Origin of the sequence: Pseudomonas koreensis, assembly GCF_012986595.1 — a bacterium.
Taxonomy (GTDB): domain Bacteria; phylum Pseudomonadota; class Gammaproteobacteria; order Pseudomonadales; family Pseudomonadaceae; genus Aquipseudomonas; species Aquipseudomonas koreensis.
Genome location: NZ_JAAQYM010000002.1, coordinates 18,705 through 35,222 on the forward strand (window position 1 = coordinate 18,705; position 16,518 = coordinate 35,222).

Below are 16,518 nucleotides of genomic sequence, written 5' to 3' on the forward strand. Positions count from 1 at the left end.
CCCGCTCATCCGTCCTATAGAGATGCAGGCCGTTCGCACAGGCAACCGCCACGATCGCGCCTTTCAGGCACAACCGCGCTGCGAAGCCCGTAGCCGCGTGCCCTTCATCGCAATCAAGACGCGCAATCATGTCGAAGAAATCCCGTTCCAAACTGTGGTTCCTGGTGCATAGCTGGCTCGCGCTGCCGATCTGGTTTTTTGTCCTGATCGTCTGCGTCACCGGCACGCTGGCGGTGGTCAGTCAGGAAATCGTCTGGCTGGCCAACCCGCAGATGCGCGCCAGCCAGCCGTCGGACGACGCGCCGCTGCTCAGTTACGACCAGGTGCTGGCCGCGATCAAACAAGCCGAACCGCAGACGCTGGTCGAAAGCATCAGCCGCCCCGACGAGTCACACTTCGCGCTGGACGTCGAGGTCAGCTACCCCGATGGTCGCTCGCAAACGGTCTACGTCAACCCTTACACAGGCGTCATTCAAGGCCCGGCACCGGATTTCGATTTCAAGGCATTCACCCGCGCCCTGCATGGCTGGTGGCTGGTGCCGTTCACCAACGGCTACAGCTGGGGCTGGTACCTGGTGTCGTTTCTTGGCCTGCCGATGCTCGCCTCGCTGATCACCGGGCTGGTGGTCTACAAGCGCTTCTGGAAAGGCTTCTTCAACCCCACCCTGCGTTTTCGCCACGGCGCGCGTATTTTCTGGGGCGACTTCCATCGCCTGAGCGGCATCTGGTCGATCTGGTTCATTGCGGTGATTTCCATCACCGCCACGTGGTTTCTGATCCAGGCCTTTCTGTTCGATAACCAAGTGTCCATCACCACCGAGCCGATCATTCCGGCGATGGCTCGCGAAGACGTGCCAATGTCGGCCAATGCCGGCCCGCCGCCACGCATCAGTCTGGATCGGGCAGTGCAGATCGCCGAGGAAAAAATCCCGGGACTGGAAGTCAGCTTCATCAGCATGCCAGGCAATGCCTACAGCCACCTGAGTGTCGGCGGGCGCGGCTGGTATCCGCTGATGTTCCAGACCGCCACGCTCAACCCGTACAACGGCGACATGGCCGCCTCGCGGCTGATCTCCGACCGCTCCTCGCTGGAGTTCGTCACCGAATCGATGCGCCCGTTGCACACCGGTGATTTCGGCGGGCTGTGGATCAAACTGATCTGGTTTTTCTTCGGCCTGTTGCTGAGCATGATGGTGCTCAGCGGCCTGTTGATCTGGACCAAGCGCACCGCACTGGCCACCGCCAATGCGTTCAAGCGCGAGCACAAGAAGGCCCGCAGCGCCAGCGTCAGCCGTGAACCGGCGGAGGTCAGCCTGTGAGCCAGTCCAAGCGCATTTCCCAGCCGTCAGCGCTGCGCCGCTTCTGGCATAAATGGCGCTTTCACCTGAACGTCTTGCTGCTGCTGATTCCGCTGGGCTTCATGCCTAAATATTTCGCCGATGCAGCGTTGTTTCGCGGTGACGTCGGCTTGGGTGAGCACGAGATCGGCGACATCCAGGTCGGTCCCTGGAGCCTGCGCCTGGCCGAACTGCGTAACGAAGCGCCGCATCCCGATGGCCCCGCCGGTTACATGAAAGATTTCAACGCCGCCCTGTGCGACGCCTGCGTCGGGCAGGTCAAGGCCACGTACCTGCGCATCGGCAAACCGCGCAGCCTGCGCGCCGCCGGGGTGATCTTCTTCGGCACCCCGTATCGCATGGGCGCGCAATTGCCGGTTGCGGAAAAGACCCAGGCCGACGCCGAACTGTGGATCACCATGGAAGGCTGGGACGGCAGCATGCACCAGGCCTCTATTCCCCTGAGCCAGGCATCTCCCGCCACGATCGCCTGGCTGAACAAACAAGGAGCCAAACCATGAACCGCGTTCAACGCCCTTCCCGTCTGCGGTGGCGCGCCGCATTGCTGATGCTGTGCAGCGGTTTCAGCGCCGGCGCCCTGGCCCACAATCCGATGTGCGAATGCAAAGCCGTCGATGCCGAACAGATCAAATGCACCGGCGGTTTTTCCGATGGCAGCGGCGCGCCGGGGGTGACCCTGGACGTGATCGGTTACGACGAAACCATTCTGCTGCCGGGCAAGCTCGGCGCCGACTCGAGCCTGACCTTCAAGAAACCGGCGGCCGAGTTTTACGTGTTGTTCGACGCCGGCCCCGGCCACGTCGTGGAAATCGACCAAGCGGACATCGAGGCCCCATGAGCACGCCCACCACCCAAGTCGTACGCCCGGCCGGCGCCGGGCATGAAACTCTTAACGTCCTGCTGTTGTGTCTGCTGATTCTCGCGGTCGCTGCTGCGGTGGTGGCGTGGCGCGGGGTGTCCCATGAACCGGAGCCGGTTTCCAGCCATCAGCTCGATGCGCGGCGCGACCTCAGCGCGGCCGAGCAAGGCATCTATGCCGACCTGCGGGTGACCCTCGACGAGATCCGCCTGCTGCGTGAAGAGCAGCAAAGCCTGCCAACCCCGCAAATCCTGGCCGAGGAAGGTTTCGCGCCGTTCGCGCAGGACGCCAGCTCGGTCAGCCGTGGCAGCCATGCCTGGCAATTGCTGGCGGACAGCGCCTATTTCGGCCACAGCCAGTCGCCCGCCGTGGCCGGTTCGTTCGTGATGCTGTTGAGTGCCGACGCCAATGCCGCGCCGGACATCTGGCTCAACCGCGCCGCCGATCTGCAGACGCCCGCCGAACTGAGCGACGCCGCACTCTCCGCCGCTGGCTGGAAGCAGATCGTCGCCCGATTCGATGCCGGCGTGACCCGCGAGCATCGCCACTGAACCTTCGCCTTCACCCCAGAGAAGACCGCTTGCCCATGTCTATTTCATCGCCTCGCCGTCCCTTCCTGCGCTTGCTGCTGTTGAGTCTGTGTGCCTGCCTGCTGAGCCCGCTGGTCAGCGCCGACCCCGCCAAACGCCTGCGCATCGGCATCACCCTGCACCCGTATTACAGCTATGTGGCGAACATCGTCGGCGACAAGGCCGACGTGGTGCCGCTGATCCCCGCCGGATTCAACCCGCACGCCTACGAGCCACGGGCCGAGGACATCAAACGCATCAGCGGGCTGGATGTGATCGTGCTCAACGGGGTCGGCCATGACGATTTCGCCGACCGCATGATCTCCGCCAGCGAAACGCCGAACATCAAGACCATCGAAGCCAACGAAAACGTGCCGCTGCTGGCCGCCACCGGTACCGCCGCGCGCGGCGCGGGCAAAGTGGTCAACCCGCACACCTTCCTGTCGATCAGCGCCTCGATTGCCCAGGTCAACAACATCGCCCGCGAACTGGGCAAGCTCGACCCGGACAACGCCAAGACCTACACGCAGAACGCCCGCGCCTACGGCAAACGCCTGCGGCAGATGCGTGCCGACGCCCTGGCCAAACTGACCCAGGCCCCCAACGCCGAACTGCGAGTGGCCACGGTGCACGCCGCCTACGACTATCTGCTGCGCGAATTCGGCCTGGAAGTCACCGCCGTGGTCGAGCCGGCTCACGGCATCGAGCCGAGCCCGAGCCAGTTGAAAAAGACCATCGACCAATTGCGCGAACTCGACGTGAAGGTGATCTTCTCGGAGATGGACTTTCCATCGACCTACGTCGAAACCATCCAGCGCGAGTCCGGCGTGAAGCTGTACCCGCTGTCGCACATTTCCTACGGCGAATACACCGCCGACAAGTACGAAAAAGAAATGACCGGCAACCTCAACACCGTGGTGCGGGCGATTCAGGAGTCCGGGGCATGACGGTAAAAGAAACCCTCTCTGATACCCACCAATCCTCTGTGGAAGCGAGCCTGCTCGCGAAGGCGCCGGGTCAGCCAACATCTTCATCGAATGACACACCGCATTCGCGAGCAGGCTCGCTCTCACAAGGATTGGGACCGACGCTGGAGTTTGCGCAAGTCGCTCTGACGCTCGGGCGCACGACAATTCTCGACAAGGTCACCTTCCAGGTACAACCCGGCCATGTACACGCCCTGGTCGGCCCCAACGGTGGCGGCAAGAGTTCGCTGATCAAGACGTTGCTCGGGCAGATGCCCCATCAGGGTCAACTGCGCCTGCACTGGCCCGGCGCGCCCGGCACCATCGGTTATGTGCCGCAGGCGCTGGAGTTCGATCGCGGCCTGCCGATGACCGTCGACGATTTCATGGCCGCCATGTGCCAGCGCCGTCCGGCGTTTCTCGGCCTGAGCAAGCATTACGCCAAGGCCATTGGCGAGGCGCTGGAACGGGTCGGCATGCAGGACAAACGCAAACGACGCATGGGCGCACTGTCCGGCGGTGAACGGCAACGCGTGCTGCTCGCCCAAGGGTTGATTCCACCTCCGCAATTGCTGGTGCTGGATGAGCCGATGTCGGCGCTCGATGAAGCCGGGATCCAGGTGTTCGAACGCCTGCTCGGCGACTGGCGCGCCGCCGGCATCACCGTGCTGTGGATCGAGCACGATCTGGAGGCGGTCAAGCGTCTGGCCGACCGGGTTACCGGCCTCAACCGTCGTGTGCTGTTCGACGCCACGCCGCAACAGGCGCTGACGCCGGAGCGTCTGCTGACGCTGTTTTCCACCCATCCACGGAGCGCGGTCTGATGAGTTACGAAGCCTTTCGTTTGATGGTTCAGGGCTGGGCCACCGCCGGTTATCTGCCGGAGGCGCTGGCCTATGGTTTTGTGGTCAATGCGCTGCTCGCCGGTCTGCTGATCGGCCCGGTGCTCGGTGGCCTCGGCACGCTGGTAGTGGTCAAGCGCTTCGCGTTTTTCTCCGAAGCCGTCGGCCACGCGGCGCTGACCGGCGTGGCCATCGGCATTCTGCTCGGCGAACCCTACACCGGTCCGTACGGCAGCCTGTTCGGCTACTGCCTGTTGTTCGGCATCCTGCTCAACTACCTGCGCAATCGCACCGGTCTGGCGCCGGATACGCTGATCGGCGTGTTCCTTTCAGTGTCGCTGGCGTTGGGGGCGAGCCTGCTGCTGATCCTGGCTGGCAAGATCAACGTGCACATTCTGGAGAACGTGCTGTTCGGTTCAGTGCTGACCGTCAACGGAAATGACCTGCTGGTGCTGGCGATCGTCGGTTCGCTGGTCATGGCCCTGGCGTTGCCGCTGTACAACCGGATCATGCTCGCCAGTTTCAACCCGCAACTGGCGGCGGTGCGCGGCGTCGCGGTGAAGGCCCTGGATTATCTGTTCGTGATTCTGGTGACGCTGATCACTGTCGCGGCGGTAAAGGTCATCGGCGCGATTCTGGTCGGTGCACTGCTGGTGATTCCGGCCGCCGCGGCGCGCTTGCTCAGCCAGTCGCTGAAGGGCTTCTTCTGGTGCTCGGTGCTGATTGCCACCGTCAGCACCTTGTGCGGGATTCTCGCGCCGATCGTCTTCGATCTGCCGATTCCGTCCGGCGCCGCGATCATTCTGGTCGCCGGCATTGCCTTCGCCCTCGCCGCCGTTGCGCGCGGGGTTGTTCCGAGTCTGAAAGGGAACCTTGGATAAATGGCTTTCTCACTGCGCAAATTGCCCCTGGCCCTCGCTCTGTGCGGCGTGTTCTGTACGCCTTTGATGGCTGCCGAAAACGCCAGGCCGTTACGCGTGCTGGCCTCGTTGCCGATCACCTACGGGTTGGGCGAGGTCCTGCTCAACGGCACCGACGTCAGCCTCGAACGCGCGGCCCCGGCGAATCTGCCGGGCAGCCGCCAGACCGCGTATTTCACCGGTCGCGGCGCGCCGGCACTGGGCAAACTGGCGAGCGAGGCCGACGCGGTGATCGGCGTGCGATCGCTGTGGGCCGATGATCCGCTGTACCCGATTGCCCGGCGCAGCAACATTCGTATTGTCGAGGTCGACGCGGCGCGCCCGGTCGATGGCGCCCTGCCCGGGATTGCCGTGCAACCGGGGCTGAAAGTCGATGGCTTGAGCAGTCAGCCATGGCTGGCGAGCAACAACATGGGGCGCATGGCCGACGTGATGGCGGCGGATCTGGTGCGCCTGGCACCGTCCGCCAAGCCGAAGATCGAGGCCAATCTGGCGGCGCTGAAACAGCGCTTGCTCAAGCTCAGCGCCGACAGCGAAGCGCGTTTGGCCGAGGCCGACAACCTCAGTGTCATGAGCCTGAGCGATCACTTCGGTTACCTGATCGGCAGCCTGAATCTGGAGCTGATCGGCCAGGATCCACGCCCGGATGCCGAATGGACGCCGCAAGACCTGAAGAAACTCACGGCGACACTCAAGGACAACGACGTGGCGCTGGTGCTGCATCATCGTCAGCCTTCAGATGCGGTGAAAGCGGCGATTGCCGAGTCGGGCAGTCATCTGCTGGTGCTGAGCACCGATGCGGCGGACCCGGTAGCGGAGCTGGAGGGGAATGTGGATTTGCTGCTCAAGGGGTTGAGCGGCGGGCCTTCGGCCTAAGATCAAAAGATCGCTGCCTTCGGCAGCTCCTACTTGGGAATACTTACACCCTGTAGGAGCTGCCGAAGGCTGCGATCTTTTGCAGGCCATGAAAAAACCCGCTGACTGTCACCAGTCCAGCGGGTTTGTTTTTGCCTGTCGGCTTACTGAGCAGCCGCCTGCCCTTCCATCTTCTGGCGCAGGCTCAGCGGACGCATGTCAGTCCAGACTTCTTCGATGTAGGCCAGGCATTCCTTTTTCAGGCCGCTCTTGCCCACGGTGCGCCAGCCTTGTGGCACGGCCTTGTAGTCCGGCCAGATCGAGTATTGCTCTTCGTGGTTGACCACGACCTGAAAGAGGATGTCCTCGCGGTCGAATACTGACGTCATGCTGGTTCTCCATCACGGTAAGGGTGGGCTGCACACCGGGTGCAGCCGGGTATGTAGAAAGAACGTTGGGCGCGGCGAAAAATTTACTCGGCGGCCGTGGCGGCGGCCAAGGCCCGGCCGAAGATCTCCGCGACGCGGTCGATTTCCGCCGCAGTGATCACCAACGGTGGCAGGAAACGCACCACCGCGCCATGCCGGCCGCCCAGCTCCAGAATCAGTCCGCGCTTGAGGCATTCGCGCTGCACCAGTGGCGCCAGGCGGGCGAAGGCCGGCGGGTGACCGAGGGCATCTGGCGCACCGTCAGGGTCGACCAGTTCCACGCCGAGCATCAGGCCGCGCCCACGAATATCGCCCAGCTGCGGGAAGTCGCGTTGCAGGATGCGCAGGTGCTCGCTCAGACGCTCGCCCATGGCCGCAGCGTGTTCGCAGACCTTGTGCTCAAGCAGATAACGCATCACCGCAGAACCGGCCGCCATCGCCATCTGGTTGCCCCGGAACGTGCCGGCGTGGGCGCCCGGTTGCCAGGTGTCGAGCCAGTCGCGATAGACCACCACCGCCAACGGCAGACTGCCGCCAATGGCTTTGGACAACACCACCACGTCCGGGACGATGTCGGCGTGTTCGAAGGCAAACATCTTGCCGGTGCGGGCAAAACCGCTCTGGATCTCGTCGACGATCAGCGCCACGCCAGCCTTCTCGGTGATCCGGCGCAAGCCGCGCAACCATTCGATATCGGCCGGAATCACCCCGCCCTCACCCTGCACCGCCTCGACAATCACCGCCGCCGGCAACTGCACCCCGGCTTCGGGATCGTTGAGCAGGTTTTCCAGGTAGCTCAGGTTGGCTTTGACCCCCGCCGCGCCACCGAGGCCGAACGGGCAGCGGTAGTCATACGGGAACGGCATGAACTGCACACCGTTGCTGAGCAACGCACCCAGTGGCTTCTTCGGCCCCAGGCTGCCCATCAGGCTCAACGCACCCTGGCTCATGCCGTGATAGCCGCCGGAGAAGGACAGCACGGTGCTGCGCCCGGTGGCGGTGCGCACCAGTTTCAACGCCGCTTCCACCGCATCGGTGCCGGTCGGGCCGCAGAACTGAATCTTCGCTTCGGCCGCCAGCGCTGGCGGGAGCAGGCCGAACAGATCCTGGACAAACTGATCCTTGACCGGCGTGGTCAGGTCGAGGGTGTGCAGCGGCAATTCATCGGCCAGCACTTGCTGGATCGCCTCGATCACCACCGGGTGGTTGTGGCCCAAGGCCAAGGTGCCGGCACCGGCCAGGCAATCGATGAAGGTGCGGCCTTCGACGTCTTCGACATACAGGCCCTTGGCGCGCTTGAGTGCCAGCGGAATGCGGCGCGGGTAGCTGCGGGCGTTGGATTCCTGCTGGCTCTGGCGGGCCAGCAGGGGCGATTCGTTGAACTGGTACAACGTTTCGGCCGGCGCCGAAGTAACCCGGGCCGACGACTCTTCGATAAGGCTGGTGGCGACTGACATCTCTCGACCCCTCAATACGCTATGGATAGTGACCAAAACAGCACACCGCACAGGTGCGCGTTCCGGTCGCGGGGCGCACATGCAGGTTTTCCTGTTCTGGAAACGCTTAAGCGCGGCGAGGATTTAGACCCCTGATCGAGTTGTCAGCCGGGCACTGGCAATGGCTTGTGCAACGCCACGCAGTGCAAGCCCTGCTCGCTGGCGGGTGACGCCGCTTCGCAGTAACCCAGATGCCGATAAAAAGTCGCGCCGGTGCGGGTGCTGGCGATGCTCACCTGCGGCACGCCGCGCATCCGCAGCCAGCCTTCCAGATCCGTCAGCAACGCCCGCCCGGCACCACGACGAAACCATTCCGGCTGCACATGACAAAAGCCGATGTTGCCGCTGGCCGTGGCCATGCCGACACCCACCGGTTTGTCCTGCAGCAAGGCGATGTTCAGGTAGCAATGCGGGTCGGCCAGCCGAGCGCTGATGACGTCGGCGGATTGCCGGGCGATCCAGCGGCTGACGAGTTGCGGGTCGTTGCGGTGTTCGAGCGCACACCCGACGCGGATCGAACGCTCGATGATACGGCTGATGATGCCGGCGTCGGCCGCTGTCGCCGGGTAGATGCAGATCGGTGCTTGCATGCTGCGGTCCCTCAATCCATTGAGTCAGAGCAGCCCCGACCATAACGCTGCGACCGGCGGATCACCAATGCGCAGACGTTACATTTGATGTGCCCAAACCTCATCCCCTTGTGGGAGCGAGCCTGCTCGCGATAGCGTCGTGTCAGTCCAGATCTTCATCGGCTGAATGACCGCAATCGCGAGCAGGCTCGCTCCTACAAAGGTTGTTGAGTTTTCAGACCGGTTGCAGCGGCATCGTCAGTTCCACTCGCAGGCCATCCGGACGACTGTCGAAATGCAGGGTGCAGGCACAGCGCTGGACGATGGCTTGCACAATCGCCAGGCCGAGGCCGCAGCCGGTGCTCTGGCCGTTGCGCCAGAAGCGCTGGGTCAGATGCTGCAGATCCTGCGCAGCAATCCCCGGGCCGTGGTCACGCACGACAAAACGTGCGCGCTGGCCGACCGTTTCCAGGCTCAACTCCACCGCGGCGTCCGCCGGGGTATGGCGCAGAGCGTTGTCGAGCAGATTGCGCAGCGCGGCAATCGACAGCACCGCCGGCATTTGCACCGGTGCGCTGGACAAGGTTGTCGGCAAGTGCAGTTTGATTCGCTGGCGCTCGCCGCCGGCCGCATCCTGCATCGCCAGTTTCGCCACCTGCTCGGCGCTGCACTGCACACCGTCGTCGAACGACAGGCTGCCCTCCACCCGTGCCAGCAACAGCAGTTGCTCCAGCGTGCGATGCATGCGATCGGCGCCCTCTTCGGCCCGGGCCAGCGACTGATCGCGGGCACTGCCTTCGGTCATGCGCGCCACTTGCAAGTGGGTCTTGATCGCCGTCAGCGGGCTGCGCAGTTCATGGGCGGCGTCACCGGTCAGCCGCCGCTCGCGCTCGATGGTTTTGCCGATGCGCTGGAACAGCTGGTTCTGGGTATCGAGCAGCGGTTTCAGCTCGCTGGGGAACGACTGCAATTGCAGCGGCTCCAGCGAGTCGGCGTTACGCCGCATCAAGGCTTCGCGCAGGCGATTGAGCGGCGCCAGACCCTGACCGATACCCAGCCACAACAGGCACAGGCAACCGAGCAACGCCACGCCGACCGGCACCGAAGCCGCCAGCAGGATCGACATGTTCAGGGCTTCGCGCTCGATCTGGCGGTCAGCGGTGGTGATCCGCACGTCACCCCGCGCGAGGGTGAAACTGCGCCACGGCGCACCGTCGATCATCTGGTCGTGGAAGCCCATTTTTTCCGCTTCCAGGGTTTGCTCGGGGCTGCTGTGGCTACGGGCCAGAATCTCCCCGCGCAACGAACTGACCTGACAGGCCATGCCGCCGGGAATGTTCAACTGTTCGGCACTGAAATGGGTGCCCTCGCCCTTGCTCGGCAGCGCCGGCAATTGCTCCAGCAGCCCGGCGACCATGCGCGCCGACGCCACCAGACGCTGGTCGAGGGAAAACATCATCTGATTGCGCAAGTCGCTGAGCATCCAGGCCGCGGCCAAGGCCCAGATCAGGGCGAACGCGGCGCCGAGGGTCAGACTCAGGCGCAGACGCAGACTCATCACTTCTGTTGCTCTCCACCATCGGCCGGTCCGAGGCGGTAGCCCAGACCGCGCACGGTTTCGACGATACCCTTGCCGAGTTTGCTGCGCAGGTGATGGATGTGCACGTTGAGGGCGTTGCTCTCCAGCTCGTCATTAAAGCCGTAGACGCTGTCCTTCAATTGCTCGGTGGACAGCACCCGTCCACGGTTGTGCAACAGTGCCTGCAACAGCGATTGCTCGCGGCGCGACAAGTCCACCGGCTGCCCGGCCAGGGTGGTTTCACGGCTGCTCGGGTCGTAGGTCAGTGCGCCGTGTTCGATCAGGTTGACGCTGCGTCCGGCGACCCGGCGCAGCAGGGTTTGCAGGCGGGCGAACAGCTCGCGCAGATCGAACGGTTTGAGCAGGTAATCGTCAGCTCCGGCCTGCAAGCCATCGACCCGGTCAGTCACCGAATCGCGCGCGGTCAGAATCAGCACCGGAATTTCCAGGCCCTGTTGCCGCAGTTGTTGCAGCAACTTGAGGCCATCTTCGTCGGGCAGGCCAAGATCGAGCACCATCACGTCGAATTCGGCGACCTTGAGCATCGCCCGCGCCTTGGAAGCGGTATTGACGTGCTCCACGGTGAGCCCTTGGGCTGTGAGCCCGGCAACGATACCGCTGGCGATCAATTCATCGTCTTCGCAAACCAGTACGTGCATGGCGATTCCCTGAGAAAAAAGGTGAGTCAAACAGAGCAGGATTAAGCCGCAATTATGGCAGAGCCACAACGCAGGCGGCAGGCTCCGATCTGTTTGATCGAAACTTGTCTGGCCACAACAACTAATACCGACTAAACAATCAAACCCAAACAGCAACTAACGAAACAACTAACAACATCCCCGCACTGTACAAATATAAACCCGATAACTAATCTTGGCCCGCAACACAGAAACAACAAACCACCATCACTCTTAATCAATATTTTATTAAAAGAATTTTAAACATGACCATTGGCAAAAACTTCATTGCGGTTGACTGGCGCACCGGCCCCGATCGTATTTATTTCTTTTTCAAAGAAAAGAACACCTATGCCCGCTTCGATTTCGAGGACAACAAAGTGCTCTCCGGTTACCCCAAGTCCGTTGACGGTCATTGGGAAGGCCTGGACAAGCCTGCTGCCGATCTGCGCTTTGGTTTCACCACGACAACCCGCAGCTATAACGGTGGCATCGATACCCTCTGGATGTTCTACGACGAGGGTGATACACCCAGTGTCTGTGAGATCAGCCAGAGGTCCGACACAGCCCTGTCGAAAACTTCCGTGGCAAAATCCACTTGGGCAAAGTTACTTCCTTACTACTATCAGATCGTCGGCGTGATGTGGGCCGAGAGTTCGGCCACCAAAGAAACCTATTGGTTTCTGCTGAATAACGGCAACTATCTGATCTACGACCTTTATTCAGAATACCTGGAAGTGCTGCCACTCAAAGATTCGCCGTGGGCACCCTTGGAAGAATATAAAGGCCGAATGATGACTGCTGCCACCAACGACTACCCGACCTTCGACACTTACTTTTATGTTTTCCTCAACGACAACCAGTACCTGCGTTATGAACAGGGCGCGAAAAAAGTATTTGGCCCGTATACAATCTCCGAATCCACCTGGCCCGGGCTGCTGAAAGACTGAGGCCACTCGCAGGCACCAGTGAATCGGCGTCGGGTCGCCCATCCGACATCGTGCGGGGCGGTTAATCATCGGTTAATCGCCACCCGCCACTGTGCACCAGACTTGCACAGGGACAAGGCTCCTCCATGCGTCATTTTTTTCTTTTGTTTGCACTGCTGATCTCCGGCCTGGCCCAGGCGGGAAACAATCCATTCGAGACCAAACCGGAGTTTCTTCCGGTCGATAAAGCATTCGTGCTGACCTCCGAACGCCTGGAATCCGGGGAAACCCAGCTGTTCTGGCAGATCGCCGACGGCTACTACCTGTATCAGAAGCGCCTGAAGTTCGATGGCCTGAAGGCCGAACAGCAGCCGGCTCTGCCCGAAGGTGAGTCCCACAGCGACGAATTCTTCGGTGAACAACCGGTATACCGCCAGGGGCTGGAGGTGAAAGTCCCGGCCTCGGCCAGCGGTCAGATCAAGGTCAGTTATCAGGGCTGCGCCGATGCCGGTCTGTGTTATCCGCCGCAAACCCGGGTGATTGAGCTGGGCGGCAAAGCGACGCCAACCGCCGGCAATGAAGCGCCGGATCAGGCCCTGGCCAGCAGCCTTGAACAGCGCGCACTGGGCTGGAGTCTGCTGGTGTTCTTCGGTCTTGGCCTGCTGCTGGCGTTTACCCCGTGCTCGCTGCCGATGCTGCCGATTCTGGCGGGGATGATCGTCGGCAGCGGCGCCACGCCACGTCGCGGGTTCGCCCTGGCCAGCAGCTATGTGATTTGCATGGCGCTGGTGTATGCGGCGATGGGCGTGGTTGCCGCGCTGCTCGGCGCCAACCTGCAGGCGTGGTTGCAGAACCCCTGGCTGCTCGGTGCGTTTGCGCTGGTGTTCGTGGTGCTGGCGTTGCCGATGTTCGGCTTCTTCGAATTGCAATTGCCGGTGGCGGTGCGTGATCGCCTCGAACACGCCTCGCGCAGCCGCAACGGCGGCAGCCTGATTGGTGCCGGGGTGCTCGGCGCCTTGTCCGGTCTACTGGTCGGTCCATGCATGACCGCGCCGCTGGCCGGCGCCTTGCTGTACATCGCGCAGAGTGGCAATGCGCTGCACGGTGGGCTGATTCTGTTCGCACTGGGCATTGGCATCGGTGTGCCGCTGTTGCTGCTGGTGACCGTCGGCAACCGCTTCCTGCCGAAACCCGGCGCGTGGATGAACCTGCTCAAGGGCATCTTCGGTTTCCTGTTCCTGGCCACTGCGCTGCTGATGTTGCGCCCGGTGCTGGACGCTTCGCTGTGGCTGGGCCTGTGTGGCGCGCTGCTGCTGATCGCCGCGTTCTGCGCCTGGAAACAATCCGAAGGCTTTGGACGTGTCGCCCAGGTATTCGGCGCCAGTTCGTTGCTGCTCGGTCTGTGGGGCAGCCTGTTGATGATCGGTGCCGCCGGTGGCAGTGACGATCCGTATCAGCCGTTGCAGGTGTACAGCGCCGGCCGGGTTGCCAGCGCCACGCCGAGCGGGCATGACGCGTTCACCACGATCAAGGATCCGGCAGCGCTGCAACGTGAGCTGGATACCGCCAAGGCGAAGGGTCAGTGGGTATTGCTCGATTATTACGCCGACTGGTGTGTGTCGTGCAAAGTCATGGAGAAACAAGTGTTCGGCAAGGATACGGTGATGCAGGCACTCAGCGATGTGCGTCTGCTGCGCCTGGATGTCACCGCCGACAATGCCGCCAGCCGCGAACTGCTGGGCCGCTACAAAGTCCCGGGGCCACCGAGTTTCGTCTGGATCGGCGCCGACGGCGAAGAACGGCGCAGCCAGCGCATCACCGGTGAGGTCGATGCCGATACCTTCCTGCAACGCTGGACCACCACCCGAGACGCCAATTAATGCTGACGTTCACCCTCGGCACCTTTGCCATCGCGCTTAACCACCTGCTGCTGATCAGTGCCCTGGCGCTGGCGACCTTTGTCGGCTGGCGGGTCGCCAAGCGTGGCGGCGATAACCCCGAGTCGGCGCTGTTCAGCCTGTTTCTGCTGGGCCTGCTCGCGGCGCGCGTGGCGTTTGTCGCGTTGTATTGGGGCCATTATCGCAACGATCCGTGGCAGATCATCGACCTGCGCGATGGCGGCTTTCTCGCCTGGCCAGGGGTGATCGTACTGTTGCTGGCGGCGCTGTATCGCGGCTGGCGCCGCCCGGGCCTGCGCCGGCCGCTGGGTTTCGGCGTGGCCAGCGGTGTGCTGTTCTGGCTGCTGGCGACCCTGTCGTTGAACATCTACGAACAAGGCACTCGGCTGCCGGAGATCACCTTGCGCAACGCCGCCGGGGAGACCATCCAGCTCCGCGATTATCAGGGCGGTCCGCTGGTGATCAACCTGTGGGCCACCTGGTGCCCGCCGTGCCGGCGTGAAATGCCCGTGCTGGAAAACGCCCAGCAACAACGCCCGGACCTGACCTTTCTGTTCGTCAATCAGGCCGAAAGCATGCAAAGCGTTGCGACTTTTCTCGAAACCCAGGGCTTGAGTCTGAACAACGTGCTGTTCGACCGCAGCGGCCGACTCGGTCAGGCCGTGGGTTCCATGGCGCTGCCGACTACGCTGTTCTATAGCCCTGATGGTCGCTTGCTGAGCAGCCACCTGGGCGAGCTGTCGAACGCCAGTCTGGCGCGCGCCCTGGAAAACTTCGACAGCCCCAATCCAACCGCCGCACCGGCCACCTCTGCAAGGAAACTGCCATGCCCCGCCTCCGCCACCTGCTGACGCTGACTCTGGGCACTGCCCTGCTGCACCTGCCGTCGGTACAGGCCGCCGAAGAATTGCCCGCCGCGATCAAGCAGATCGAAGCCAAGGGCGCAAAAATCGTCGGCCAGTTCGACGCCCCGGACGGCTTGCGCGGTTATGCGGCGCAGTACCAGAACCGTGGCATGGCGCTGTACCTGACGCCGGACGGCCAACATGTGTTGCTGGGCAATCTGTACGACGCCGACGGCAAGGACCTGAGCAGCGAACCGCTGCAGAAAATGGTCTACGCGCCGATGGCCAAGGAAATCTGGGGCAAGTTCGAAGCCAGCAACTGGATTCAGGACGGCAACAAGGACGCACCGCGCACGGTGTACCTGTTCAGCGATCCGAACTGCCCGTACTGCAACATGTTCTGGGAACAGGCGCGGCCATGGGTCAAGGCCGGCAAGGTGCAACTGCGGCACATCATGGTCGGCATCATCCGCGAAGACAGCCCGGCGAAATCCGCTGCCCTGCTGGCGGCGAAAGACCCGGCCAAGGCGCTGGAAGACCATGAGAAGGCTGGCAAGGCCAGCACCCTCAAGCCATTGAAGGATATTCCGGCGGCGGTGCAGACCAAACTCGCGGCCAACATGCAGTTGATGGAAGACCTGGAGTTGCAGGCGACGCCGGCCATCTTCTACATGGACGACAAGGGTGAGCTGCAACAGCAGCAAGGCGCGCCTTCGCCGGACAAACTGGCGAAGATTCTCGGTCCTAAATAAGCCAGATCAAAAGATCGCAGCCTGCGGCAACTCCTACATGGGAACGCGTTTTCTGCAGTAGCTGCCGCAGGCTGCGATCTTTTCAGTGGCGCTCAGCCAGAAAGGCGAGCAACGCCTCAGTGACAAATTCGGGATTCTCCAGACTGGAGATATGCCCCGCCTCCGGCACCAGCACCCACGGGCAACCGATCAGCTGCGCCATCTCCTTGGCCTCTGACGGCGGTCGTGGTTTGTCCTGATCGCCGCACATCACCAGCGTGGTCGCGGCGTTCAACTCGCGCAGACGCGGCAACCGATCATCCCGACTGAACGTGATTCGCCCCATTGGCACAATGCTGTCGCGCAGGCGATCAGTGCTGTACGCCGCCAGTTTGGCGCGGAAGTCCTGATACAGCGCCGACTGCCGATCAATGCCCGGGCGGAAGAAGATCGGCACCACGACGTCCAGCAGTTGCTCGGAGATCTCGCCGCTGTCCTCGATCTGTTTGAACAGCGAGAAGTAATACTGGCGGGTGGGCTCCGGCTCCACGCCGACGTACGTGTCCATCAGCACCAGGCCATTGATCCGTTGCGGTGCCGACAACGCCAGGCGAACGCCCCACATGCCGCCGACCGACAGTCCGACCAACGTGACTTGATCGATACCCAGATGATCGAGCAACGCCTCGGCCTGCCGCGCAATGTCATCCAGCGACGTGGTGCCTGGCGGCAACGTGCTGGATTCGCCGTGGCCCCACAGATCCAGGGCAATCACCCGATAGTGCGGCGCCAGCGCAGCGATCTGTGGTGCCCACATGGCGGTGTCCCACAGATAACTGCCCGCCAGCAGCACGGCCGGGCCGGTGCCTTGATCAATGTAGTGCAGCGCTTGTCCGTCAACCGTGAAGAAAGGCATCGACCACCCCCGCGATGAAAAAGAGAACCGGCAGACTGAGCTGCCGGTTGTTGATCGTCAACCGTGTAAAGGTCTGAAAATC

18 protein-coding genes are annotated in these 16,518 nt (G+C 62.6%); 12 read left to right on the plus strand and 6 right to left on the minus strand.

The genetic code is table 11. The annotated features are described in order from the left end of the window. Positions 1-128 precede the first annotated feature (128 nt). From HBN98_RS05180 to HBN98_RS05215, 8 genes are read left to right on the plus strand one after another with little or no spacing between them, the layout of a single operon-like run. Positions 129-1,319: a PepSY-associated TM helix domain-containing protein gene (locus HBN98_RS05180; RefSeq protein WP_083368353.1), complete on the plus strand. Its 1,191-nt coding sequence runs from the start codon at positions 129-131 to the stop codon at positions 1,317-1,319. Continuing rightward, the gene (locus HBN98_RS05185) at positions 1,316-1,858 is read left to right on the plus strand and encodes a hypothetical protein (protein ID WP_064588477.1); all 543 of its coding nucleotides are present in this window, start codon (positions 1,316-1,318) and stop codon (positions 1,856-1,858) included. Before HBN98_RS05180 ends, HBN98_RS05185 begins: the two co-directional genes overlap by 4 nt. A 47-nt stretch (positions 1,859-1,905) precedes the next feature. Beyond that, positions 1,906-2,196, plus strand: a complete 291-nt coding sequence (locus tag HBN98_RS05190; protein ID WP_229755032.1) for a hypothetical protein — start codon at positions 1,906-1,908, stop codon at positions 2,194-2,196. Continuing rightward, positions 2,193-2,768: a DUF6162 family protein gene (locus HBN98_RS05195; protein WP_083368352.1), complete on the plus strand. Its 576-nt coding sequence runs from the start codon at positions 2,193-2,195 to the stop codon at positions 2,766-2,768. The genes HBN98_RS05190 and HBN98_RS05195 overlap by 4 nt, the downstream gene beginning before the upstream one ends. A 35-nt stretch (positions 2,769-2,803) precedes the next feature. After that, the gene (locus tag HBN98_RS05200) at positions 2,804-3,733 is read left to right on the plus strand and encodes a metal ABC transporter substrate-binding protein (protein WP_083368351.1); all 930 of its coding nucleotides are present in this window, start codon (positions 2,804-2,806) and stop codon (positions 3,731-3,733) included. Then, positions 3,730-4,575 (plus strand): metal ABC transporter ATP-binding protein, encoded by an 846-nt coding sequence (locus tag HBN98_RS05205; RefSeq protein ID WP_083368350.1) that lies wholly within the window; start codon positions 3,730-3,732, stop codon positions 4,573-4,575. Before HBN98_RS05200 ends, HBN98_RS05205 begins: the two co-directional genes overlap by 4 nt. Continuing rightward, positions 4,575-5,474 (plus strand): metal ABC transporter permease, encoded by a 900-nt coding sequence (locus tag HBN98_RS05210; protein ID WP_064588482.1) that lies wholly within the window; start codon positions 4,575-4,577, stop codon positions 5,472-5,474. Before HBN98_RS05205 ends, HBN98_RS05210 begins: the two co-directional genes overlap by 1 nt. Then, the gene (locus tag HBN98_RS05215) at positions 5,475-6,389 is read left to right on the plus strand and encodes a metal ABC transporter substrate-binding protein (RefSeq protein WP_083368349.1); all 915 of its coding nucleotides are present in this window, start codon (positions 5,475-5,477) and stop codon (positions 6,387-6,389) included. 143 nt (positions 6,390-6,532) lie between these two features. Here the strand turns inward: HBN98_RS05215 and HBN98_RS05220 are convergent, their stop codons facing one another. The 5 genes from HBN98_RS05220 to HBN98_RS05240 form a co-directional block, all read right to left on the minus strand. Next, positions 6,533-6,757: an MbtH family protein gene (locus tag HBN98_RS05220; protein WP_016985437.1), complete on the minus strand. Its 225-nt coding sequence runs from the start codon at positions 6,755-6,757 to the stop codon at positions 6,533-6,535. Between the two features lie 83 nt (positions 6,758-6,840). Next, positions 6,841-8,253 carry an aspartate aminotransferase family protein gene (locus HBN98_RS05225; protein ID WP_083368348.1) on the minus strand — a complete coding sequence of 471 codons (1,413 nt, stop codon included), beginning with the start codon at positions 8,251-8,253 and terminating at the stop codon, positions 6,841-6,843. A gap of 143 nt (positions 8,254-8,396) precedes the next feature. Beyond that, positions 8,397-8,882 (minus strand): GNAT family N-acetyltransferase, encoded by a 486-nt coding sequence (locus tag HBN98_RS05230; RefSeq protein ID WP_083368347.1) that lies wholly within the window; start codon positions 8,880-8,882, stop codon positions 8,397-8,399. Between the two features lie 214 nt (positions 8,883-9,096). Beyond that, positions 9,097-10,419, minus strand: coding sequence for an ATP-binding protein (locus tag HBN98_RS05235; protein ID WP_083368346.1), 1,323 nt, complete (start codon positions 10,417-10,419; stop codon positions 9,097-9,099). Then, positions 10,419-11,099 (minus strand): response regulator, encoded by a 681-nt coding sequence (locus HBN98_RS05240; RefSeq protein WP_007969056.1) that lies wholly within the window; start codon positions 11,097-11,099, stop codon positions 10,419-10,421. The genes HBN98_RS05235 and HBN98_RS05240 overlap by 1 nt, the downstream gene beginning before the upstream one ends. Positions 11,100-11,383: 284 nt before the next feature. On the opposite strand from HBN98_RS05240, the gene HBN98_RS05245 reads away from it, so the two are divergent. From HBN98_RS05245 to dsbG, 4 genes are all read left to right on the plus strand, one after another. Beyond that, positions 11,384-12,067, plus strand: coding sequence for a hypothetical protein (locus HBN98_RS05245; protein ID WP_083368345.1), 684 nt, complete (start codon positions 11,384-11,386; stop codon positions 12,065-12,067). A 125-nt stretch (positions 12,068-12,192) separates the two neighbouring features. Next, a complete protein-coding gene (dsbD, locus tag HBN98_RS05250) occupies positions 12,193-13,926 on the plus strand; it encodes a protein-disulfide reductase DsbD (RefSeq protein WP_083368344.1) in 1,734 nt (577 codons plus the stop codon). After that, positions 13,926-14,795, plus strand: a complete 870-nt coding sequence (locus tag HBN98_RS05255) for a TlpA family protein disulfide reductase (RefSeq protein WP_064588489.1) — start codon at positions 13,926-13,928, stop codon at positions 14,793-14,795. Before dsbD ends, HBN98_RS05255 begins: the two co-directional genes overlap by 1 nt. Beyond that, positions 14,771-15,541, plus strand: a complete 771-nt coding sequence (gene dsbG / locus HBN98_RS05260; protein ID WP_064588490.1) for a thiol:disulfide interchange protein DsbG — start codon at positions 14,771-14,773, stop codon at positions 15,539-15,541. Before HBN98_RS05255 ends, dsbG begins: the two co-directional genes overlap by 25 nt. A gap of 82 nt (positions 15,542-15,623) precedes the next feature. On the opposite strand, the gene HBN98_RS05265 is transcribed toward dsbG, so the two are convergent. Continuing rightward, complete coding sequence (locus tag HBN98_RS05265; RefSeq protein ID WP_083368343.1) at positions 15,624-16,436, minus strand: alpha/beta fold hydrolase; 813 nt, start codon at positions 16,434-16,436, stop codon at positions 15,624-15,626. Between the last annotated feature and the right edge of the window lie 82 nt (positions 16,437-16,518).